Origin of the sequence: Shewanella scandinavica, assembly GCF_031932065.1 — a bacterium.
Classification (GTDB): domain Bacteria; phylum Pseudomonadota; class Gammaproteobacteria; order Enterobacterales; family Shewanellaceae; genus Shewanella; species Shewanella baltica.
The window spans coordinates 1-22,183 of sequence record NZ_JAUOES010000028.1 but is presented as its reverse complement, the minus strand read 5'-3'; the positions used below and the strand labels follow the sequence as shown (position 1 = coordinate 22,183).

21 protein-coding genes are annotated in these 22,183 nt (G+C 46.1%); 11 read left to right on the top strand and 10 right to left on the bottom strand.

Features of this window, described 5'->3' with window-relative positions; translation table 11 throughout:
• Positions 1–3 precede the first annotated feature (3 nt).
• The gene (locus Q4Q50_RS18885) at positions 4–1,125 is read left to right on the top strand and encodes an aminotransferase class V-fold PLP-dependent enzyme (RefSeq protein WP_311900614.1); all 1,122 of its coding nucleotides are present in this window, start codon (positions 4–6) and stop codon (positions 1,123–1,125) included.
• A 179-nt stretch (positions 1,126–1,304) separates the two neighbouring features.
• On the opposite strand, the gene Q4Q50_RS18880 is transcribed toward Q4Q50_RS18885, so the two are convergent.
• Positions 1,305–1,562, bottom strand: a complete 258-nt coding sequence (locus Q4Q50_RS18880) for a YceK/YidQ family lipoprotein (RefSeq protein WP_251068942.1) — start codon at positions 1,560–1,562, stop codon at positions 1,305–1,307.
• Positions 1,563–2,119: 557 nt separating this feature from the next.
• On the opposite strand from Q4Q50_RS18880, the gene Q4Q50_RS18875 reads away from it, so the two are divergent.
• Entirely contained in the window at positions 2,120–2,992 is an 873-nt protein-coding gene (locus Q4Q50_RS18875; RefSeq protein ID WP_311900612.1) for an immunity protein TsiV2 protein, read from the top strand.
• Between the two features lie 230 nt (positions 2,993–3,222).
• Positions 3,223–4,104 (top strand): immunity protein TsiV2 protein, encoded by an 882-nt coding sequence (locus Q4Q50_RS18870; protein ID WP_311900611.1) that lies wholly within the window; start codon positions 3,223–3,225, stop codon positions 4,102–4,104.
• A 313-nt stretch (positions 4,105–4,417) separates the two neighbouring features.
• Here the strand turns inward: Q4Q50_RS18870 and glnA are convergent, their stop codons facing one another.
• Positions 4,418–5,827, bottom strand: coding sequence for a glutamate--ammonia ligase (gene glnA / locus Q4Q50_RS18865; protein ID WP_006079778.1), 1,410 nt, complete (start codon positions 5,825–5,827; stop codon positions 4,418–4,420).
• A gap of 1,049 nt (positions 5,828–6,876) precedes the next feature.
• Between glnA and typA the strand changes: the two genes are divergently transcribed.
• Entirely contained in the window at positions 6,877–8,688 is a 1,812-nt protein-coding gene (typA, locus tag Q4Q50_RS18860) for a translational GTPase TypA (protein WP_106651716.1), read from the top strand.
• 582 nt (positions 8,689–9,270) lie between these two features.
• Here typA and Q4Q50_RS18855 read toward each other — a convergent pair.
• From Q4Q50_RS18855 to Q4Q50_RS18840, 4 genes are all read right to left on the bottom strand, one after another.
• Positions 9,271–11,163, bottom strand: coding sequence for an LTA synthase family protein (locus Q4Q50_RS18855; RefSeq protein WP_311900609.1), 1,893 nt, complete (start codon positions 11,161–11,163; stop codon positions 9,271–9,273).
• Positions 11,164–11,247: 84 nt separating this feature from the next.
• The gene (locus Q4Q50_RS18850; protein WP_311900607.1) at positions 11,248–12,462 is read right to left on the bottom strand and encodes a 4Fe-4S binding protein; all 1,215 of its coding nucleotides are present in this window, start codon (positions 12,460–12,462) and stop codon (positions 11,248–11,250) included.
• Between the two features lie 266 nt (positions 12,463–12,728).
• Positions 12,729–13,382: a DUF2959 domain-containing protein gene (locus tag Q4Q50_RS18845; RefSeq protein ID WP_311900605.1), complete on the bottom strand. Its 654-nt coding sequence runs from the start codon at positions 13,380–13,382 to the stop codon at positions 12,729–12,731.
• Positions 13,383–13,411: 29 nt separating this feature from the next.
• Positions 13,412–13,633 (bottom strand): hypothetical protein, encoded by a 222-nt coding sequence (locus Q4Q50_RS18840; RefSeq protein ID WP_006079786.1) that lies wholly within the window; start codon positions 13,631–13,633, stop codon positions 13,412–13,414.
• 81 nt (positions 13,634–13,714) lie between these two features.
• Between Q4Q50_RS18840 and Q4Q50_RS18835 the strand changes: the two genes are divergently transcribed.
• The 6 genes from Q4Q50_RS18835 to azoR all read left to right on the top strand — a co-directional run bounded on the left by Q4Q50_RS18835 (position 13,715) and on the right by azoR (position 18,098).
• Positions 13,715–14,683, top strand: a complete 969-nt coding sequence (locus Q4Q50_RS18835) for a virulence factor BrkB family protein (RefSeq protein ID WP_063884972.1) — start codon at positions 13,715–13,717, stop codon at positions 14,681–14,683.
• Positions 14,684–14,719: 36 nt separating this feature from the next.
• Positions 14,720–15,685, top strand: a complete 966-nt coding sequence (locus tag Q4Q50_RS18830; RefSeq protein ID WP_311900603.1) for an alpha/beta fold hydrolase — start codon at positions 14,720–14,722, stop codon at positions 15,683–15,685.
• Positions 15,682–16,284 (top strand): hypothetical protein, encoded by a 603-nt coding sequence (locus Q4Q50_RS18825; protein WP_311900602.1) that lies wholly within the window; start codon positions 15,682–15,684, stop codon positions 16,282–16,284. The genes Q4Q50_RS18830 and Q4Q50_RS18825 overlap by 4 nt, the downstream gene beginning before the upstream one ends.
• A 17-nt stretch (positions 16,285–16,301) precedes the next feature.
• Positions 16,302–16,739, top strand: a complete 438-nt coding sequence (dtd, locus tag Q4Q50_RS18820; RefSeq protein WP_011982175.1) for a D-aminoacyl-tRNA deacylase — start codon at positions 16,302–16,304, stop codon at positions 16,737–16,739.
• A 147-nt stretch (positions 16,740–16,886) separates the two neighbouring features.
• Positions 16,887–17,342, top strand: coding sequence for a thioesterase domain-containing protein (locus Q4Q50_RS18815; protein WP_311900600.1), 456 nt, complete (start codon positions 16,887–16,889; stop codon positions 17,340–17,342).
• A gap of 159 nt (positions 17,343–17,501) precedes the next feature.
• Entirely contained in the window at positions 17,502–18,098 is a 597-nt protein-coding gene (azoR, locus tag Q4Q50_RS18810) for an FMN-dependent NADH-azoreductase (RefSeq protein ID WP_311900598.1), read from the top strand.
• Positions 18,099–18,254: 156 nt separating this feature from the next.
• On the opposite strand, the gene Q4Q50_RS18805 is transcribed toward azoR, so the two are convergent.
• The 3 genes from Q4Q50_RS18805 to Q4Q50_RS18795 form a co-directional block, all read right to left on the bottom strand.
• Positions 18,255–18,440 (bottom strand): hypothetical protein, encoded by a 186-nt coding sequence (locus tag Q4Q50_RS18805; protein WP_259483980.1) that lies wholly within the window; start codon positions 18,438–18,440, stop codon positions 18,255–18,257.
• A 66-nt stretch (positions 18,441–18,506) separates the two neighbouring features.
• Complete coding sequence (locus Q4Q50_RS18800; protein ID WP_011845563.1) at positions 18,507–18,830, bottom strand: rhodanese-like domain-containing protein; 324 nt, start codon at positions 18,828–18,830, stop codon at positions 18,507–18,509.
• Positions 18,831–18,975: 145 nt separating this feature from the next.
• A complete protein-coding gene (locus Q4Q50_RS18795) occupies positions 18,976–19,551 on the bottom strand; it encodes a helix-turn-helix domain-containing protein (RefSeq protein ID WP_311900597.1) in 576 nt (191 codons plus the stop codon).
• 163 nt (positions 19,552–19,714) lie between these two features.
• Between Q4Q50_RS18795 and Q4Q50_RS18790 the strand changes: the two genes are divergently transcribed.
• Positions 19,715–20,902: a benzoate/H(+) symporter BenE family transporter gene (locus Q4Q50_RS18790; protein ID WP_311900595.1), complete on the top strand. Its 1,188-nt coding sequence runs from the start codon at positions 19,715–19,717 to the stop codon at positions 20,900–20,902.
• A gap of 51 nt (positions 20,903–20,953) precedes the next feature.
• Here Q4Q50_RS18790 and Q4Q50_RS18785 read toward each other — a convergent pair whose 3' ends face one another.
• The gene (locus Q4Q50_RS18785) at positions 20,954–21,430 is read right to left on the bottom strand and encodes a GNAT family N-acetyltransferase (RefSeq protein ID WP_259483977.1); all 477 of its coding nucleotides are present in this window, start codon (positions 21,428–21,430) and stop codon (positions 20,954–20,956) included.
• Between the last annotated feature and the right edge of the window lie 753 nt (positions 21,431–22,183).

The window sequence follows — 22,183 nt, the reverse complement described above, 5'->3', positions numbered from 1 at the left end:
ACTATGTTTGCAGACTATAAAAAGGACTTTTACCTCGCGGGTCCAGGATATCTATTGAATCATTCCGTCGGTCGACCGTTAAAATCGACCGAACAGGTCTTCAAAGAAGCCTTTTTTGCGCCTTGGCAGGAGTCGGGGCGCGAACCTTGGGGTCAGTGGCTGAGTGTGATTGATGATTTTACTTTCGCCTTATCTAAACTGTTTAACGGCCACCAAAAGGACTTTTGCCCTCAGGTTAATCTCTCCAGTGCGCTGACTAAAATCGTCATGTCACTCGAGCGATTAAATCGCGAACACGCCGTTGTGTTAATGAGTGAGATTGATTTCCCCAGCATGGGTTTCGCCCTTAAAAAAGCACTGCCTGCCAGTTGCGAAGTACGTTTTATTCCTAAAGGGCTCGATATCACTGACCCTAATGTGTGGGACGCGCATATCAGTCGTGATGTGGATCTGGTGTTTGTTAGTCATGCTTACTCGAATACTGGGCAGCAAGCGCCATTAGCCAATATTTTTACCATAGCCCGTGAGCGAGGCTGTTTGAGCTTAGTGGATGTGGCGCAATCGGCGGGGATTATTCCGCTAGATCTCGCGCGCCTACAACCTGACTTTTTAATCGGGTCGAGTGTGAAATGGCTCTGCGGCGGCCCTGGTGCAGCCTATCTTTGGATTAACCCTGCCATTTTGGATCGTTGCCAACCTAAGGATGTGGGGTGGTTTAGCCATGAGAATCCGTTCGAATTTGATATCCACGACTTTCGTTATCAGCACTCCGCAATGCGCTTCTGGGGTGGAACGCCTTCAATCGCCCCCTATGCCATTGCCGCTCACAGTATTCATTATCTGGCGGGTTTAGGTGTCTCCTTGCTGCGTAAATGTAATCAGCAGTTGATTGATGCTGTGGCGCAGGAGCTTGAGCATGAGTTTGTATCGCCACGTGATGTTGAGAAGCGCAGCGGTACACTGATTCTACAGTTTGGTGGGCAACAACATAAAATCATGACGGCATTAGCAAACGCGAATATTAGCGTCGATGCTCGCAGCATGGGGATCCGGATTTCGCCGCATATCTACAACGATATGGCCGATATCAAGCTGTTACTTGATGTGATAAAAGCAAATCGCTAACTTAAATGATTTAAAATGGCTTACTAGGCTAGGTTGTACTACGTAACTGCAACTAACAAGGCATAACTAACAAGACACAACACTCAGGGAGGCAAACCGCGACATGGTCGTTCCCGTATGTCGGCGTTAACTCACCGTCACACAGGCAACTTGAGGTTATTTATTGGGTGCGATCATGCTTAAATCTTGTAGTCATAGCGGCAGACCATAGGTCGCGGGGTGTGGAGCTTGGGATCGCTGGGCGTGATCGCTAAATCTGCAGGTAGCATAACAGTATCGATGATCAACGCACTGCTCATATCAACGAGTGTCAGTGGGATGGTAAAGAGCAGCAAGGGCGGGGCCGCCAACGCGGAGATAATCATACACTCCTCGCCATTATCAACAGCCGTTTGCACACTTGAGAAAGAATGACCCCAAGTTGAATCTTCTCCCATCCTCGACGTTATCGTTGCACATCCCGTGAGAGAACAGCACACGACCAACCAAGTCAACCAACGCATAACCACTCCATTGTTTATATGTGAAAAACTGCATTGCTTCGGTATGATCTACTCACTTGATCAACTGAGAGCGTTAGTGATGTGGAACCAGATCAGGTTTCATTTGACGCCAACCTGTTCTGTTTCAACAGCTTGGCATTCTAACTATATGATTATATCTGTCAATTATTCATCAACAGAAACGAGATACAACTAAGCTCAATAACCTAGTTGTTAACGGCGACTCTTGTTTTGGATAAGTATTAAATATTGAGGTTTGTATGCCGTGCTCTTGCAGAACTCAGATAAGTTTTGAACATACTCTTTAAAATCAGTCTCCACTTCCCTCGCTGGCCATCTAGCTACTTTTATTACTTTCCTTAAAACTGTTTCAGTAAATATTCGCTTGAGGGTAGGCCGAGAGCATATTATGTTGCTGATTTAAAATGGATGACTGGATTTACGCTTGGCGATGCCCACGCTACAAGTAGAGTCTACCGAGAGGTAACAGGATGAACAATAAAGCAGCGCCGCAGCAGTCGGCGTCGACAGAGCAAGAGACACAACCGTTGGACGACAGTCGGTATGAAGACCTGCCGCGCAGTGAGTTCCTGCAATTACCCCAAGAGGAGCAAGACCGGCTCAATAAGCTACGTCAGCAGCGGGTGCGTGAGGCGCCCACCCTCTATGAGTGGGATATTAAGGTAGCGACCGTGTATGGCATAGGGTGGCTCGTTGTCATTATTCCCTGCGGGATAATGGTGCTGATTGGCTTGGTGGCGCACTGGTATGAGTCTGACCAATGGTATGGTTTTTTTTTCATGGCATTGATTTTTGCGCCATTTATCCGCTACCTCTGGTTGGCCGACAAACAGTACCATTATCGGCTCACCACCGAGGGGTTAGTTACCACCTATCATGATGCTATTCCGGATGCTGCCTACGCGGTAGTGCGGGGGCTGGCTTGGTTTGGGGTGGTGGTTTGTATTGTCGGGGTGGCTTTTTTAGGCCCTGCAGCGCTGGTTGGTGCAGGTGGAATGGCTCTGGGGGCATTTTTCTTTACTGGTTTTAAAAATGTAGAGACTACTTACGAGAGTCCTGTAAAAAATGGGCATCGTCATTTGATTAAGGTAACGCGGAATCGTCCATTTATTGCCTGCCAATCGGATGTACGAACAATGGGCTTACGTGCAAGTATTCGTCTTCATTGCCCATTGGATAAGATGCACACTATCTTGTCATTACTGATGACGCAGTTACCTGATTCTGAAATCCGTGTATTTAAAAATGAGCGCGTGTTAGATGGCGTACCATTTGCGTCATTTGAGTCAGGCAAACCTGCCCAACTATCAGATTTTGCCCCTGACAATACCCAGCCCAGTTAACGTTTTTTCTCGCGCCTGTTATTGGCGCGAGATTCGGTGTCCATCAGTGACAGCTTTGCTACCAAGATGCTGACAGGCCTGTTTGTGCTAGGGTGGCGCCAATTACGATCATTATTTGGATATAGGCTAACAAACCTTTAGCGGCAAGGGCGAGAAGACATTAAGTATGAGCCGTGTGGGTAGGTTAACGATGACCGTGCAGTCCGTGGGTACAGCAAAGGAATAGCTATATGAATAAGAGAGCTGCGCAGCAGTCGGCGTCGACAGAGCAGACAAAGCAAGAGACACAACCGTTGGACGACAGTCGGTATGAAGACCTGCCGCGCAGTGAGTACCTGCAATTACCCCAAGAGGGGCAAGACCGGCTCAATAAGCTACGTCAGCAGCGGGTGCGCGAGGCGCCGACCCTCTATGAGTGGGATATTCGGGTAGCGACTGTCTATGGTCTATTTTGGTTAACCTTCCTGATCCCGTGTGGCTGTTTAGCACTTATAGGGAGCTATTTGCTATCTGGCGATACTAGCTTGGGTATGGGGTTAATCATCATGGCCCTAATAATGTGCCTATCTGCTCGTTACCTCTGGTTTGCAGACAAACAGTACCACTATCGGCTCACCACCGAGGGTTTAGTTACTACCTATCATGACGCGATTCCGGATGCTGCCTACGCGGTAGTGCGGGGGCTGGCTTGGTTTGGAGTGGTGGTTTGTATTGTCGGGGTGGCCTTTTTAGGTCCCGCAGCGCTGATTGGTGCAGGCGGAATGGCTCTGGGGGCATTTTTCTTTACTGGTTTTAAAAATATAGAGACTACTTACGAGAGTCCTATAAAAAATGGGCATCGTCATTTGATTAAGGTAACGCGGAATCGTCCATTTATTGCCTGCCAATCGGATGTACGAACAATGGGCTTACGTGCAAGTATTCGTCTTCATTGCCCATTGGATAAGATGCATATTATCTTGTCATTGCTGATGACGCAGTTACCTGATTCTGAAATCCGTGTATTTAAAAATGAGCGCGTGTTAGATGGCGTACCATTTGCGTCATTTGAGTCAGGCGAACCTGCCCAACTGTCAGATTTTGCCCCTGACAATCCCAGCCTAGTTGAATAAAGCGTGGACACTTAACAATAATGGCGCGGTAGTTAACTTCCGACTATATAGGTGGTTTTATGCCGCCCCCTCGTTTAATTTAGATCAGTTTTTAACCATCTATCTCTATTGTTGCTGTTGTCTGGCGTGCCTTCTCTGAATGATAAAAGAGTGGTTGGCGATGATGCCTATGTAGAGAACAACGCGATGATTGAATCAGAATAAAAGTTGTATATACCTTCAAAATACAAAAAGCCCCGATAGCGTTGCTATCGAGGCTTTTATATTTTCTGTATCAATTACATAAAGCGAGCCAGTTGTATAGCGCTAGCCATTACAGGCTGTAGTACATTTCAAACTCAAGTGGGTGAGTTGTACGTGCTACGCGCTCAGCTTCTGCTGTTTTCAGTACGATATAAGATTGGATGAAATCTTCACTGAACACGCCGCCTTTTGTCAGGAACTCATGGTCAGCTTGCAGGTTTTCAAGGGCGTTTTCTAATGACGTTGCCACTTGTGGGATTTCAGCCGCTTCTTCTGGAGGCAGATCGTACAGATCTTTGTCCATCGCTTCACCTGGGTGGATCTTGTTTTGGATACCGTCAAGACCGGCCATCAGCAGCGCTGCGAAACCTAAGTATGGGTTGGCATGTGGATCTGGGAAACGCGCTTCGATACGACGGCCTTTAGGGCTTGGTACCACTGGAATACGGATTGATGCAGAGCGGTTACGGGCAGAGTAGGCCAACATAACAGGTGCTTCAAAGTGTGGCACTAAACGCTTGTAAGAGTTAGTGCTTGGGTTAGTGAAAGCGTTCAGCGCACGAGCGTGCTTGATGATACCACCTATGTAGTACAGCGCCGTTTCACTTAAACCCGCGTATTTGTCGCCAGCGAACAAGTTAACACCGTCTTTCGCCAGAGATTGGTGAACGTGCATGCCGCTACCGTTGTCGCCAACGATGGGTTTAGGCATGAAAGTCGCCGTCTTACCGTAAGCGTGTGCCATGTTGTGCACTACGTACTTCAGAATTTGGATTTCATCCGCTTTCTTAGTTAGCGTGTTGAAGCGAGTTGCGATTTCGTTTTGACCCGCAGTCGCCACTTCGTGGTGATGCGCTTCAACCACTTGACCCATTTCTTCAAGCACTAAACACATAGCGCTACGTAGGTCTTGTGATGAGTCAACCGGTGCAACTGGGAAGTAACCGCCTTTAGTGAATGGACGGTGACCTGTGTTGCCGCCTTCGTAGCTAGTGCCTGAGTTCCAAGCCGCTTCTTTAGCATCGATCTTAACGAAACAACCTGACATGTCAGTACCGAAACGGACATCGTCAAATAGGAAGAATTCTGGTTCTGGTCCAATCAATACAGTATCAGCGATACCAGTAGAGATCAGGTAAGCTTCTGCTTTTTTTGCAATTGAGCGTGGGTCACGGTCGTAACCCGTCATAGTACCGGGTTCAAGAATGTCACAACGGATCAGCGCTGTGGTTTCTTCGGTGAAAGGATCCAGTACGAATGTCGTTGGATCTGGCATCAGTACCATGTCTGATTCGTTAATGCCCTTCCAACCTGCGATAGAAGAACCGTCAAACATTTTGCCGTCTTCGAAGAAATCAGCATCTACCTGATGAGAAGGAATAGATACGTGCTGCTCTTTACCTTTAGTGTCGGTAAAACGTAAATCAACGAACTTAACTTCTAATTCTTCAAGTTGCTTTAAAACTGATTCAACTGACATTCTCAAGCCTCCGGTAGGGTAAAGGGATGCCCCTTCTATAATCTTTTAACTCAAGTGATTTATCTTGAGCCAAACTTACGAGCTATAAAGCGATATCCATGCCAATAATTTAACTTACTGATTAACATGGTTTAAAATCTTTGTTGCACTTAATTGGATTCGCGTGTGCACCATAATGGTGCTTTTGTCTGTGGCATTTTGGTGCATTACTCCATTTTGGTGCGCACTGAATTGATTCATGCAAAGCTAAGTTTCAAAGCATAAGGTTCAAAGCATAAGGTTCAAAGCACTAGTATGCATCGCTTATGTGGCAGTGAGATGGCAATCGCGCCTTGGCTCACAGGGAGGACTACATAAGGATAGCGGCACTGAATCTAGTAACTATTTCAGCACTATTCTGGACTATTTTCTCTGGGCGATTTCACCGCCGCATAGTTGTCATAAAACCACTCTAGTCTGTTCAACTATGCCATGCATTCTCAATTCAATAGTGGTTTATTATCATATTATTAGGAAAGAGTTCGTTCTCATGTGCAAAATGTCTTTGCTGTTCACAGGCCAAGTGAAATAAGTGATGCGTAATAAAGGTATTGCGTGACAATGAAGTGAGTCTTAAAGGCATTCAGTTTTCGCGGTCATAAATGCCAATATCAACGCCCAGTTAAATCTGCGCTAGAAATTATTGCTGTTTCACGTCGAGATGATTTTGTCACGTGAACATCAATTTGATTGATGTTTAAATCAGCAGAAATACTTTGCGTCTAGATTATGAAAAATAGTAAATTCAGCTGTTTAACTCGGATTTTTCCTACGAATATGGCAATTGAACAGTGCTTTAACTGTGACATTAGCGGATTTCACTCAATGGAATATTGGCAGGAATTAGTCAAGGATCGGCGGATTGTTTTATAAGTGTTCAAAAATAATCCTGTGCGCCAAGGCCGCTCTGGAGTAGAATGGCACGCTTTTTATTATGGTGGGTCGAGTTAGGACACTATAACGAATTACTGAAATATCCCTATTTTTGTTTGATGGTAAGAGGTTTATCCGTGCTAGAGAATTTACGTAACATCGCCATTATTGCACACGTTGACCATGGCAAAACGACCCTGGTAGACAAGTTGCTGTCACAGTCAGGCACCCTTGCAACCCGAGGAGAAGCTACTGAGCGGGTGATGGACTCCAACGATCTTGAAAAGGAACGTGGGATCACGATTCTGGCAAAAAATACTGCCATCAAGTGGAACGACTACCGTATCAACATCGTTGATACCCCTGGCCACGCCGATTTCGGTGGTGAGGTTGAGCGTGTTCTGTCTATGGTTGACTCAGTATTATTGCTAGTTGATGCCGTTGACGGTCCAATGCCACAAACTCGCTTCGTAACGAAGAAAGCGTTTGCTCAAGGCTTAAAGCCAATCGTTGTTATCAACAAAATTGACCGCCCAGGCGCGCGCCCTGATTGGGTTATCGACCAAGTATTCGATCTGTTCGATAACTTAGGCGCAACTGACGAGCAGTTAGATTTCCCAATCGTTTACGCTTCAGCGTTAAACGGTTTTGCAACTTTAGATCCAGATGTTGCAAGTGAAGACATGACGCCGCTGTTCCAAACTATCGTTGAAAAAGTATCATTCCCTGATGCTGACTCAGAAGGTAGTTTCCAGATGCAAATTTCGCAGCTGGATTACAACTCATACGTGGGTGTTATCGGTATCGGCCGTATCAAGCGTGGTAGCATCAAAACTAACCAACAAGTCACTATTGTTGGTGCTGATGGCAAAACCCGTAACGGTAAAATGGGCCAAGTATTAGGTTACATGGGTCTAGAGCGTACTGAAGTTGAAGTTGCCAACGCAGGCGATATCGTTGCTATCACTGGTTTAGGTGAGTTGAAAATTTCTGACACTGTCTGTGCTGCTGGTGCTGTAGAAGCGTTACCTCCATTATCAGTTGATGAACCAACTCTGACCATGACGTTCCAAGTCAACACTTCACCTTTTGCGGGTAAAGAAGGTAAGTATGTGACTTCACGTAACATTCTTGAGCGTTTACAACAAGAATTGGTCCACAATGTGGCACTGCGTGTTGAAGAAACTGAAAGTCCAGATCGCTTCCGCGTATCAGGCCGTGGTGAATTGCATTTATCAATCTTGATTGAAAACATGCGTCGTGAAGGTTATGAGTTAGCTGTATCACGTCCAGAAGTTATTCTGAAAACCATCGACGGTGAATTGTGTGAGCCATTCGAAACGTTAACTGTTGACGTTGAAGAAGAAGATCAAGGCACAGTGATCGAGAAGTTAGGTACCCGTAAAGCTGAAATGAAAGACATGCAGCTTGATGGTAAAGGTCGTGTACGTATCGACTTTATTATCCCAAGCCGCGGTTTAATTGGTTTCCAAACTGAATTCTTAACAGCGACTTCTGGTACAGGTCTAATTTACCACTCGTTCGACCATTACGGTCCACACAAAGGTGGCGATATCGGTCAACGCGCTAACGGCGTATTGATTTCTAACGCGACAGGTAAGGCTCTGACATTCGCACTGTTCGGTCTACAAGACCGCGGTCGTCTCTTTATCGGCCACGCTGCTGAAGTGTACGAAGGCCAAGTTGTTGGTATCCATGCTCGCTCAAACGATCTGACAGTTAACTGTCTGAAAGGTAAGCAGCTGACCAACATGCGTGCTTCAGGTACTGACGAAGCGCAAGTGCTGACTACGCCAATCACAATGACACTTGAGCAAGCGCTTGAGTTCATCGATGATGACGAATTGGTTGAAGTAACACCTAAGAGCATTCGTGTTCGTAAGAGACACTTGACTGAAAACGATCGTAAGCGCTTTAACCGCGGTTAATGCCAGCCTGTTGATTCAGGTGGCACACCCTTAAGGTGAGTCAATCGGTTTAAAAAGCCCTGCATAGGAAACTATGCGGGGCTTTTTGTTGGGGCTGATTTGGTCATGGGTATGCCGGCGATTAATTCAAACTGCTGAATCTTGAGATCTTGTATTACTCCTTATCGATTCACCATACGCAATTGCGGCAAGATCTTGTAAGGAGATATCTAACATTTAGTATGGTTCCGCTTAGGTCTTGTGCAAATTCATTGTCGAGTGAACAGCAGGCATTTTTCCCTGTCAGTAACTTCCTGGGTAGCAGATAAAGTTCTTACTAAAGCGACGGCTTAGCCTGTCATCGTGGAAGGAATAAATTTTAATATATTCGTCAAAAAGTGAACGGATCAGTTGCTGTCGGTCTGGCTGTATAGGGTTAGCTATAAAACCATTTATCTGATATTCGCATAGGAATAGTATCAGCGATAAGATTGAGTGATTTACTAACTGTAATCAATATTCTGGTGTATACATTAAAAACTGCAGATAGTGATATAAACCATTATCTGCAGTGTGCTTCGTTAGATTGGCAGTGCTTTGATGCTATTTAACCCAAGTATTGTTCAAAACTGCTTGCTGTGAGAGTTGAAATTCAAGCTTTAGCTGTTCTGCATACTTAGGTGCCTGATTCTCAATAAAGTCTACACTTTCATTCTCAGATATGATTTTATCTCCAGCGATTAAAAAACTACCTGAGTTGGTAAATGCGCCAAGCAAGTCGCCTTTTACTACAATACTATAGGGTTTTCGTTCCCTATAAAGAGAGCGACCAACTGATGCAAACTCGTCATTAAATCCGAGCAAATCAAAAGCGGTAGGTAAAATATCTAATTGGCTTGCGAGTATTTTATGTCGTTTAGGGGGAATATTTTGCCCAGGACGATAAATCCATAACGGAATATGGAATGCGCTTTCTAAGCCCGGCGTTTTCGTTTTGAACAAAGTGTGATCTGCCAAAATCATAAAGGTTGTATTTTCGTACCAGTCCTGTTTTGATGCTTCCGCAAAAAATGCTTTAAGAGATTCATCTGTATATCTAACAGTATTCAAAAAATCGGTGAATGTATCTTGTCCATATGGATAAACCTGTAAATGCTTCGGTGTTTCTACATATGGCATATGGGTGGTACCTGTAAACGAAAAACTAATAAATGGCTTAGTTTTTTCGTTTGCTAATTCGAGTGTTTTCATCAACATCTCATAATCCCAACCAAACTGTGCGCCATCAGGATCGGGGTAGTCAGTTCGTGTTATTGGGATATCACTACGTCCAAGATATTGCTGAAAACCAGCATAGTTGGCTATCGAATCTAAACGAATCGAGTCACGTTTTGAGCTTTGCAGCATTTGGGTTTGGTAGCCATGAGCTTGAGCAATATTACCTATTTTTGTAAGGCGTGATAATTCCAGTCCTCCTCCGATATAACCAACACTCTCAAGGGGAGGTATGCCAAACAAGCTCGCTTGAACACCTAAGTTACTGCGTTGAGCAACAGCATAGAAATTATCATAAACCTCAGCTTTTTTTGACAGTTCATCTAAAAATGGTGTGACTTTATAGTCTGAACCCGATAATCCATCTATATAAGCATAGCTTAACGCTTCTACCAAAATGATAACTAAATTTCGGCCATTGGGTGTATTCTCTGAGAATTGGCTTACGTATGGATATTTATATGCTTCATCTTCTGTCTTATTTAGCTGTTGTTTAAGCTCTTCGGAATTAAAGAATTTATAATCAGTACGCTTGAAGTTTTGAGTAGTTCCTTTGCCACCTGTATAAATACCATTTAAAATTAAATTAGCTTGCTGCTCACTTTGGTTTTTATATGCATCGATAATGCCAAGTGGCTTTCCATGCAAATTTAATCCTCGTAGAAATAATATCAAGATGGGGATCGCAATAACAAAAACGCCAATTTGTGATGCTAGAGTCTTATGGTTTTTATTGTGGTAGAAAAATAGTCGGTATTTTTTCACCAGCAAAATAATTATTATGGCTATAGTAGCAACGCTAAATATCGTTAACGCGAAATGATCTTTCATTAAAAATGGTAATACAAAAGATGTTTCAGTCATTAACAATGGTAGATCGCTAAATGTGTGTCTATTTACTACACCAAAATAAATAAAATCTCCAATAAGTGCGAGTGTAGATAGCAATAGCATTATTAAACCAAGCTTTAAACCCATATTTTTTATGAAACAAGTAATGCGGCCACTTCCTGGTACTAATATTAGCAATGTAGGTATGATCATGACATAAGCAGTAGTCATGATATCAAAGCGAAATGATGTAAATATCACCGTGAGTAAATCGAATGTTTCTTTATAATAATCGTGATACACAATGTAATTCGCAATGCGAGAACAATTTAATATGAATAGCATGGAAATATATAGAAACAACACGCTGCGAAATTTACTCTGTTTCATACGATAAATTTTTTCAATGACTGTTTAAGGAGGTGCATAATAACACACCAACTTAGACTAGTTCAAAAGCAAACCTATACTCAGCTAATGCCCAACTCTATCTATTACTTGGAACAGTTCCATGCGGATATTGTCGGGTGTTTGGCTGTGCCAGAAGCCAGCTAAGTAAGCGCCAAGCGGTAGGATAAATAATGCGATAAGCACTAATGCGAGTAATCCCTTATGGCCGAGTCTGTGGCCAGATTTAAGCCCTAGACCAAGGGCGGCTGATTTTGGACAAGCGGCGACGCAGCGCATACAGGCCTGGCATTCATCGCTGCGCACCGTAGTCTTAGTGTGCACTATGATGTTTGCCGGGCAGGCGCGGGTGCACTTATCGCATTTCATCCCTTTTGCCTCGATAAGGCAATGCTGAGTATCACGGCGGATTTTTAATGGGCTCGCAAAGCTTAAGATCCCGAGCATGGCACCATAAGGGCACAAGTAACGGCAGAATCCCTGACGGCGCCATGCGGCTAAGGCAAGGATCAGCGCAAACACAAACAGGGTAATCAGGCTCGGCGTCAGAAAGAACAGTGCCATTTTTAAGTCGGCAATCTTGTGATAATTACCTTCGAGATAATAAGGAATCGACTCACTTGGCATGCCAATCACTATGTAGCAAAGGCCAAGCAGCAATAAATACTTGAGCATTCGCAGTGGCCAATCGAGCCAAGCGGGTGGTGTTAGTTCTGATTTAATAAAGCGTTTTCTAACAGCATACAAATATTCCCCTGCCAAACCTAATGGGCAAGCCCAACCACAAAATGCCCGCTTACAAAGTAATCCTGTGAGCAATACCGCCGCTAACATCACCGCGGCTGCAGGATGGGTTTGATCCCACAAATTTAGACTGACAATGGCCTTCAGTTCAATGCCGCCGGCAATCGGCAGGAAAGCATCGACCACATCGGGGCGCATTAGCCAAGGTGTAATTCCTTGCTTAAGCAATACGGTATTGATGGTGTATTGCACGGCAACCAGTAAAAGCGATAGCGCTAAGACATGTTGAGTGCCTTCCCGCAGAGTATTGTTCTTAATCTCACCTTTGAAGGAGTCAGGTGCAAATTTATGTCCTACTAACGCTAAAGGTAGCGCAATAATCAGTCCGAGTGCTAAAGGCCAGTAAAGGCTGATCGCGACGGCGCTGACACTGAGTAACAGTGTTACGACAGCACCCCATTTCTGGCCGCTCCAATAGCTCAGTGAGGCGAGATACATGAGTGCCAACATCAGAGTAAGTGATTCGATAAAAGTCATAGTGATGAATACAGCAAATGAGTAACGAGTACAGTGTCTGAGTGATGAGCTGATAATAAGTTTTTGAGTACTAAATGAAATTGTGCGGCAGGTCTAAGATTGGTGCTATCAATCCACTAAAGCGCGCCATAGCTCACAAAGCCAAGTGTTTTGGGCTTGCACAAATAAAGTATGGCTTGCAGGGACAGCGAGCGAGGTCACACAAAGCATAAAAAGCCCCAGCAATTTAGTATGCTAGGGCTTAGGAGTTAAGTAGCAGCTTTGGTTCAACTTTTGGATTTTTCGAGTGACTCGATAAATTTGTTCGACTCATTAATCGATTTGTTCATCTCTTTAATCAGGCCCGAAATATCGGTTTGCAGACTTGCAAATTCGCCTTTGATCGCACCAATGGCTTGGGCGTTCAAGTTATGCTTGAGATACAGCATGTTGTCTTTCATGGCGGTGAGGATGGGCGGCATTTTTGATTCGGCGCGGTGCATGCTTTTGATCAATTGTTCGTAGGCGCGGCGGGTTTCTTTGAGCTTAGCTTCACTGTTACGGCGCAGGCTGGTTTTGCTGATCTCGCCAATTTCATCTTGCCACTCATCGAATAACGCTTCGGCCACATCTTCAACTTTCTTGATGCGGTTGCTGACGTTATCTGCGGCGCTTTGGGCCGATTCGTATTCATCCTTAGCCTTGTTATAGGCTTTTTCTAGGTTGCCGCCATCGTGGTTGAGCAGGGCTTGCATCTCTTCGAGGGCCGAGCTGAACTCTTTTTGGGCGTCCTCTTGGGATTCTTTCGCGTCTTTAACTCTGTCGACCATAATATCGCGTTTATGGTAACCGACCTTTTCCATCGCGCCGTAATAGGCACTTTGGCAACCACTGAGCAGGAGGCTTGCGGCAATCAGGCCTGAAGTTATCAGTCTTTTCATTGGGTATTCCGTCACTGAGTGAATTGAAATTAATCGGCCTTAAATCGGGCCGCATCGATAATGCTCCACAGATGAAAGATAGCACCTATTACCGCGGGCACAATTAGCCACCAGAGTGCATAACCCACCACTGTGATAATGAAAAATAACAGTGCTGCCATAATGCGGCCTTGTAATAGTTGGCCTAACCCAGGGAAAAATAGACTAGCAATAGCGGAAATAACGTTACCCGCAGATCCTTGTTGAGACATCAATTCACTCCTTAGACTTGTAAATTAAGTGTTTATTGTACGAAGATAACGAGTCTATACCAACAGAATCAAGAGAAACCCGTGACTAAGAAGATAGAACTGGCACAAATTCGCGTCTTATTCCTCGGGATCTGGCACTTCCTGCTGCATTTGCAGCGGCGTTTAGTGGAAGATCAGATCAATATCCGCGCCGGACATTTGGCCTATGTCACGCTATTGTCACTTGTGCCTATGGTGGCCGTGACTATGTCTATGTTGTCCGCTTTTCCTGTGTTTAAAGGCATACGTGGGCAGATAGAAGGCTTTGTTTATCAGAACTTTTTACCCGCCGCCGGCGATACTGTGCAAGTGTATATCAATGAGTTTGTCGCCAATGCCTCTAAGGGCACAGCTGTCGGGATTGCCGCTTTAGTGGTGGTCGCTATTTTGCTGATTTCCGCCATCGACAAATCCCTCAATAACATTTGGCGTACTAAAGAGAAGCGTTCTGTGGTGGTCGCATTTTCTATGTATTGGATGGTCATCACTTTGGGCCCTGTTTTGGTGGGGGCCAGTTTGGTGGCGACTTCCTACGTAGTGTCATTGAAGGTTTTTGACGGTCAGTTGTCGGGTGTGGTGCCCGTGTTTCTTGAGCGCTTGCCCATGCTGTTTTCAGTTGCGGCATTCTTGCTGTTGTATATGGTAGTGCCTAATCAAAAGGTGAAGTTTCTACATGCATTATTAGGGGCGATTGTCGCCGCAATCTTGTTTGAGTTAGGTAAAAAAGCCTTTGCCTTGTATGTGACTCAGTTTCCGAGCTATGAAGCTATTTATGGGGCTTTAGCCGTGATCCCTATTATCTTTGTCTGGGTGTATTTATCGTGGATGATAGTATTACTCGGCGCGGAAATTACCGCGGCTATGCCAGAGTATTTAGATTATGAGTCGAGCTCCGATGAGGATGAAACGGATCTAGATGGTAAGCCTTTACAAGACTGCCAAGATAATCAGCCTGTAACCTTAACTTCGGCAGAAGTAGATGCACTCAAGGCCGTGGCGAAATCGGAATGACATCCCTAAACGGTTAAGTAATGGCGATGACACCTAATGCCTGAATCAGTGCCCGAATCCTTTCCCCCTTTTATCCGCCGCGACTGGTTTAGCGTTGGCAATGGTCAGCAATTACATCTGGCGCAATACGGTAATCCTCAAGGTATCCCGCTGTTGTATTTGCACGGTGGTCCGGGAGCGGGTTGTTATATCGGTGATTTAGCCTTATTTAATGGCGAACAATATTGGATTTTGCTGTTAGATCAACGAGGTTCTGGACAATCCTTGCCCTTTGGCGATTTAGCCCATAATCATCTTAATGGTTTGATCTGCGATATGGAGGCGATTCGCCTTGCGTTAGGTATTGAGCGCTGGTGTTTAGCGGGCGGCTCCTTTGGGGCCACATTAGGCTTAATTTACAGCGGATTATTTCCCGAACGGGTGATAGCGCAAGTGCTGTGGGCGTTATTTATTCCGTCTAAAGAAGGCATAGATTGGCTCTATGGCGCTGACGGCGCGGCAAAATTGCAACCAGCGGCTTATCGACTCTTCAGTGGTAATGCGCCTGTTGCGCCATCGCTGACTGAACTGCTGGATTTGTACCATCAAGGTTTGACATCGGCCGATGAAAACCTGCGGCACCATTTTGCGCGGCGTTGGGTTCAGTGGGAGCTAAAGCTCGCGGGGGCGAGATTGGTGTTGCCAAGACTGTTACCCGACCCAGTATTAGCGTTAGCGGATATCGAATTGCACTTTGCTCGGCATGATTACTTCAATGCCATGAGTGTGTTGCAGCGCGTGACGCCTAGGGTGAAGGCGCGTAGTGTGTTATTGCAAGGAATGCAGGATGCGATTTGCCCAGCGGCGCTATTGCGCGATTTTTTGGCTGGGTTAGAGCATGCTATTACGATTCAATCTGTTGCCGACGGTGGACATATGCTTAATAGCGAGTCGTTGTTTTTGGCGGTCACAGCAGAAATCCATGCTATGTGGTCGTGGATACATCAAAGGGAAATACAATGAAAACATTGCTCATCAGTGCCAGTTTACTCGGATTAACTGCCTGTGCCGCCACGGCGCCCTCGCAAACCAGCGCGATTGACCCAGTGGTGGCTCAGGAGGTCGTGGCACCCGTCGCGCCCAAAGTCGTTGAACTGGGTGGACTGACCAATGAAGCTGCCGCAGAGCGCTTGTATCAAGCGTTGATTAACGCTAACTACTTGGCCACCAAAGTTGCGCCGACGAAAGTTGCGGTGCAGTTTGGCGATAACCAGTTTTTGCTTGAGCCGAGTATTAATTCTGCGGGCATTGACCGTATTTTATTGAATCGTTTCTATGCCGTGCATCCGCAATTACAGGCTAGCCAAGAGCTGCCTGTGGTGATTGGCACTTTGAATCAAAAGCTTAATTTTGCCAAGTTCGTGTTGCTGGACCAAGGCGCTGTGATCCAAATACAAGGCACAGTCACCTTTGCTGACCGTGTTGAAATCGAAGAGTTACGTCGTTTTATGCTGTGGACCAATGGCGGTTTGGCACAAGTCGCGCAATCCCTGCCAGATGGCATCGATCAATATATTCGTCCTATCCCGCTCATGCAGCAAATGGTTCCCGTTAAGCCTTAATCTAAAAAGGAAAAGTTGTGATTGCGTTAATTCAAAGAGTGAGCCGCGCCAGTGTGGTTGTCGATAATCAAACCATAGGTGCAATCGATAAGGGCCTGTTGGTTCTGCTGGGCGTCGAGCAGCAGGATACCCGCGAGAAAATGGAAAAACTGGCAACTAAAGTGATGAGTTATCGCGTGTTTTCCGATGAAAATGGCAAGATGAATCTCAACCTAGAGCAAGTCGGTGGCTCTTTATTAGTGGTGTCGCAATTTACCTTGGCTGCCGATACGGGCCGCGGTCTGAGACCGAGTTTTTCGGGCGCAGGTACGCCAGATCAAGCCTTGGCACTCTATGAAGAGTTTGTCGCATTTTGCCGCGCTAAGGGCGTGACCACAGAAACCGGACAATTCGGCGCTGATATGCAAGTGTCCTTAGTCAATGATGGCCCTGTGACTTTTAATCTGCAGGTGTAGCTTCTTATCGCGCGAGTGATTGCGTTAGCTATTGTGCTAGCTATTACGTTAGCTATTACATTAGTCATCGCGTGGTTTTTCTAGGGGATAGAGTGTTGAACTTATTCGGTGTTAGCTGTGAAGAGGGTTGTATCGAGGTAAATGCACATGGATGAATTACTACTTACTCAATTACTCACTCAGTTACGCCAGACGTGGCACAGTACTATTCCTGTTAGTGAATTTATGCAGATTGCGCCACTCGATTACTGTGAAGGTGAATTTCGAGTCACTGCGCCGATAGCGCCCAATATTAATCTGCATCAGACCATGTTTGCCGGCAGCATTTATACCTTGATGACCTTAACTGGCTGGGGCGCTGTGTGGCTGAACCAGCAGTTAGCTGGCGTTGCGGGTGACATTGTGCTCGCCGATGCCCATATTCGTTATCTCGCCCCAGTGACTTGTGATCCTGTGGTAACAGTGCAATGGCCAACTGTGGATCTCAGTCCGTTGCAAAGAGGTCGCAGAGTGAAAGTGAAGTTAGCTGTGCAATTGTATTGTGATGCTAAGCTTTGCGCTGTATTCGAAGGCCTGTATGTCAGTGCGCCGAAAGCGAGTTAATTTATAGCGCGTCGCAACAACCTATAACCTTTCTAAAAAATCGAAGTGAATCTCAAATTTTATCCACTTTATTTCTTTTTTATGGGCGAATACACTAGCGTAATAGAGTTGAGATATTCCATCTGACTCTGAGTCATTTACCTATTTTCGGAGCAGATTATGTCTAAAGTCTTAATTTTAAAATCAAGCATTCTTGGCGGTTATTCACAATCTGCCGTGTTAATTGACCACTTAGCTAGCCACTGGGAAACCCAAGGCGCCGCTATCACAGTACGTGATTTAGGCGGTAAAGACGTGCTGCCTATGGTAGACGGTGAAATCGCTTCTGGTTTACGTGGTGGTGCAGAATTATCGGCACGTCAGCAAGAAATGCTCGCATTATCAGATACCTTAGTTGCTGAATTAAAAGCGAACGACACTATTGTTATCGCAGCGCCTATGTATAACTTCACTATTCCGACTCAACTTAAAAACTGGATTGATTTCATTGCCCGCGCTGGTGTGACTTTTACTTACACTGAAACAGGTCCAAAAGGATTAGTGGAAGGTAAACGCGCTGTATTAGTGACGACCCGTGGCGGCGCTCACAAAGATGGCCCAACGGATCACGTTGTACCTTACTTGAAAACGGTTTTAGGCTTTATTGGTATCACTAGTGTTGAAGTGGTTTACGCCGAAGCGCTGAATATGGGGCCTGAAGCACACGACAAAGGCATGAGCGAAGCGAAACACAGTATCGATCAGCTGAAGGCTTAATCGTTCTGTTGCTTTAGTTGAGTCATTTGATTTAGCTGAATAAATAATGCCAGCCGTTAATGGGCTGGCATTTTTGTATGTGCATTTCAGCTAAGCACGCTTGGCTTAAGTGGTTAGGTTTGAGCGGCAGGACTCGAAAGTCGCAGGCTTAGCTGTTTATTCGCAAAGGCTGCAGCCTTTAGCAAGGGCGCTAGTCTCAACATAACGCACCTTAGTGCTGGCTTGGTCGCGGTTACGACTGATGCTAAAGCGTGCAGGGCGTTCAGTTTCATGCGGCTTTTCAGCAGGGTTAACCTGTGCGGCTTCAAGCTGTAACGCTTTGGCATGATTCGTTTTATGCATACATCACCTCGCAGATATCTAAACTATCATTACATGCAGATTGTTGCCGAACAACCAAGGTTTAAATTAGCTTGGTTGGCAGCAGACTAAATCTTTAAGCGAACCACCATTCACCACGCAGCCAAAACCATTGGCCTTGAGGATATCGCAGCCTTTTTGCGCTCGAATACCCGCGCCACAGTAGAGCACGAAGGGATGCTGTTTATTGTCGACTTGATGCAACCATTGGTCGAGCGTTGGCAATGGCACATTAATGGCTTGGGGCAAATGACCGGAGGCAAATTCCTCTGGTGAACGCACATCAATCACCCGTGCGCCTTGCTCAATCAATTGCCAACACTTTTCGCCCGATTGACTGCCGGATAACTTAGCCAGTAAAGATTGAAACATAGCATTGCTCCTACCATTAGAAAATTTTCAATAAGTTTATTCTAATGAATTGGCGAGTGCAAGCGTTGCAAATTATCGGTAGTAATGGTTTGCTCTTTGGCGTTGTTGGTACTCGAACTCTGCATTACTGGCGTTAGATAAGCTGCTACAAGCTAGATTCACTGCCTCGTTGATAGTGAATGATGTCGTGGAAGACCACGGCTTGGTCGTTGAGATTGCGATAGCCATGGGGTTTGTCGGCCGCAAATCGCACTGCTTCACCTTGCTTGAGCGTTTGCCACTGTCCATCGACTAACACTTCCATCGTGCCGCTTAATACAATGACATGTTCAGTGACGCCGGCTTCATGGGGCTCAGAAAGCCGCTCATAGCTTGGCAGCAGGGTGAGTTCAAACATCTCAAAACCAAAGCGATCTTCAAAGGGAAACAGTGAGGCAACTAACATGCCGTCGGTGGCGGGTTGTTGGCGTAACTCGTCGGGCTTACGGAATACAGCGCCTTGGCTCTGGGGCGTGGGTTCGAGAAAGGTCGAAAGCGAGATATTGAATCCACTGGCAATTTTCCACAGCGTCGCAATGGTTGGGCTTGATTCACCGCGCTCGATTTGTCCTATCATGGCCTTGCTGACGCCCGTTTCTTGGGCGGCTTTATCTAAACTCCATCCTTTTTGGTTACGAAGTGCTTTGAGTGTGGTGGCGAGATAGCTGTTTATCGTCTGCACAATGGCCCCATCATTTTTATAAAAATTTAGTTTGTACGTTATAACGCACAGGTGCTATCTTGTCCATCTCGTACGTTATAGCGCACGCAGGTAATCTTGTTCATTTTATAAGTTATAGCGCACAGCGTGGTGGCGACATTAATTGCAGAGGAAGGGAGTGAGTATGTGGCGAGATGCATGGAGTTTGTCAAAAATATCAGCGGGTTTTATTGCGGTATTGGTGGGTTATAGCAGCTCGGCTGTGATTATCTTTCAAGCGGCGGAAGCTGTGGGGGCGACATCAGCCCAAATTAGTTCATGGCTGTGGGCTTTAGGTGTGGGCATGGGCGTGACCAGCATAGGATTATCGCTTTACTACAAGAATCCTATTCTAACGGCTTGGTCGACACCGGGCGCAGCGCTAATGGTGACCAACCTAGCGGGATTGAGCGTCAACCAAGCCATAGGCGCGTTTCTGGTGAGTTCGATTTTAATCACCCTTTGCGGGGTGGCAGGCTGGATGGATAAACTGATCCGTATCATGCCGCGGTCAGTCGCTTCAGCCATGTTGGCGGGGATCCTGCTGCAATTTGGCCTAGGGCTATTTCAGGCGATGCAAACCCAGCTGAGCCTCATATTAATCATGCTGTTGGTGTTTGTCGTCGTTAAACCTTTTGCGCCGCGCTACATCATCTTGCTGACCTTGCTGGTGGGCATAGGCATGAGTTTTCAATTCGATTTGCTCAAGCTAGATGCCTTAGAGTTGCAACTGGCTATGCCGCTGTGGACCACGCCTGAGTTTTCGCTGGCGAGTGTGATTGGCGTGGCGCTACCGCTGTTTGTGGTCACTATGGCCTCGCAAAATATGCCGGGCGTCGCTGCGCTGCATGGTAATGGTTACAGGCCGCCCATCTCACCTTTGATCACCAGTACAGGGCTAATCGGGGTCATTCTCGCGCCCTTTGGCGGTTTTGCCTTTAACTTATCCGCTATTACAGCGGCTATTTGCATGGGTAAAGAAGCAGACCCGAATCCGGCGACCCGCTACTGGGCGGCGGTATGGGGCGGGGTGTTTTACTTTATCACTGGGTTACTTGGCGCCACTGTGGTTGGTCTGTTTTCCGCTTTCCCGAAGGAATTAGTACTGGCCATCGCCGGATTAGCGCTGCTTGGCACTATCGCCAATAGCCTGACTGCCGCATTAGCTAAAACCGAAGATCGCGAAGTCGCTGTGATCACTTTTTTGGTCACTGCATCGGGTTTTAGTGTGCTGGGCATCGGCAGCGCATTTTGGGGGCTGTTGCTTGGGTTTATTATCCATTGGTGGAACGGGCACAGAACTGCAGCTGTGGTTAAGCGAGCGAATACTTAACTGCAGCACAGCGCCTTAGAGATGAATTTCAAAGACTAAGGCGCATGTTTTTTAAATTTTCTTCGTCATAAACACGCTATTGGGGTCGCGTCGATAATCGGCAAAGGGGCCGCAGCTTTCAAAACCAAATTTGCAGTAGAGCAGGCGAGCTGGGTTGAAGAAGTCCATCGAACCTGTCTCTAGACTCAGACGTTTGACGCCAGCGCTTTTGGCATCGTTAATCAAGTGCTGCAATATTTTAGACGCTATGCCTTGCTGTTTATAGGGCGCGGCAGTGCGCATGGATTTGATCTCGGCGTGCTCGGCATCTAACCATTTTAGTGCACCGCAGCCCGCTAAATTGTTGCCATCCCACAGGGTCCAAAAGCGAATATTGGGTTGACGCAGGCCATCAAGATCTAATGCGTGAACGCTTTCAGGCGGTGAAGTTGCCCGCATATCGTCGAGGTGTTCTTGCAGCAATGCCGCTATCTCTGGCCCTTTAAGGTCATCTAAGGTGATTTTCATGGCTCTTATGGTGGATTTCATGGCAGATCGGGTGCTCCCTATTATTTTGGCTTATCCATAATGGCGTCATCGCTTTGTCATCTGTTTGCCAATGCGCCGTGGTGGATAAGCAAATGCTAGGCCAAGCGTTTTTAGCTTTAGCTAAACGCAGAATCAAAGTCAAAGTCGTGGGGCTTCACCCCCTGATTTTTAATCAAGAGTCGACCAAGGAGAACTGCTCGTCCTATCAAAAACGTCCATGTTAAACTGCCAGCTCGATATCCCTATCTCGCGCTCAAAGCGGCCGCTGGCCTTCGGCCTTGGATGCTCCAAGACGCCCCCAACGGAGTTGAAAGCCCCTTGTGCTCATTGACAAATTTGCTATCGCTTCCGAAGGATGCGCTTTACATCCATGTAAAGCACCCCAGTTCGGCAATCCTTGCCTCTCGCTCATAAACGCGAAAATCATCGATTTTTATTCGCCCCTGCACCTGCGAAAGCTAGTCGGTCATCTATGACCGAACTCACGCAATTTGTCTATTCGCCCTGCGGCAACTCCGAGGGGATGGTGTATTCCTTAGGCTCAGGTGTTATTGGTAAAATTTTGAATGAAAAAAGTTATGTCTGTCCGATCTTATTTTTATGAATCTCGTTAAAGCAATTTTAGTCAGTACAGATTGTAGACAAACCCAAAGTGCATTATGTTGTTGATTTAAAATGGATGATGAGATGGACGCTCCCTAATACGGCGTCAATGCGCCAAACTGATGTTGAACCATACAGTTACTTAAGGAG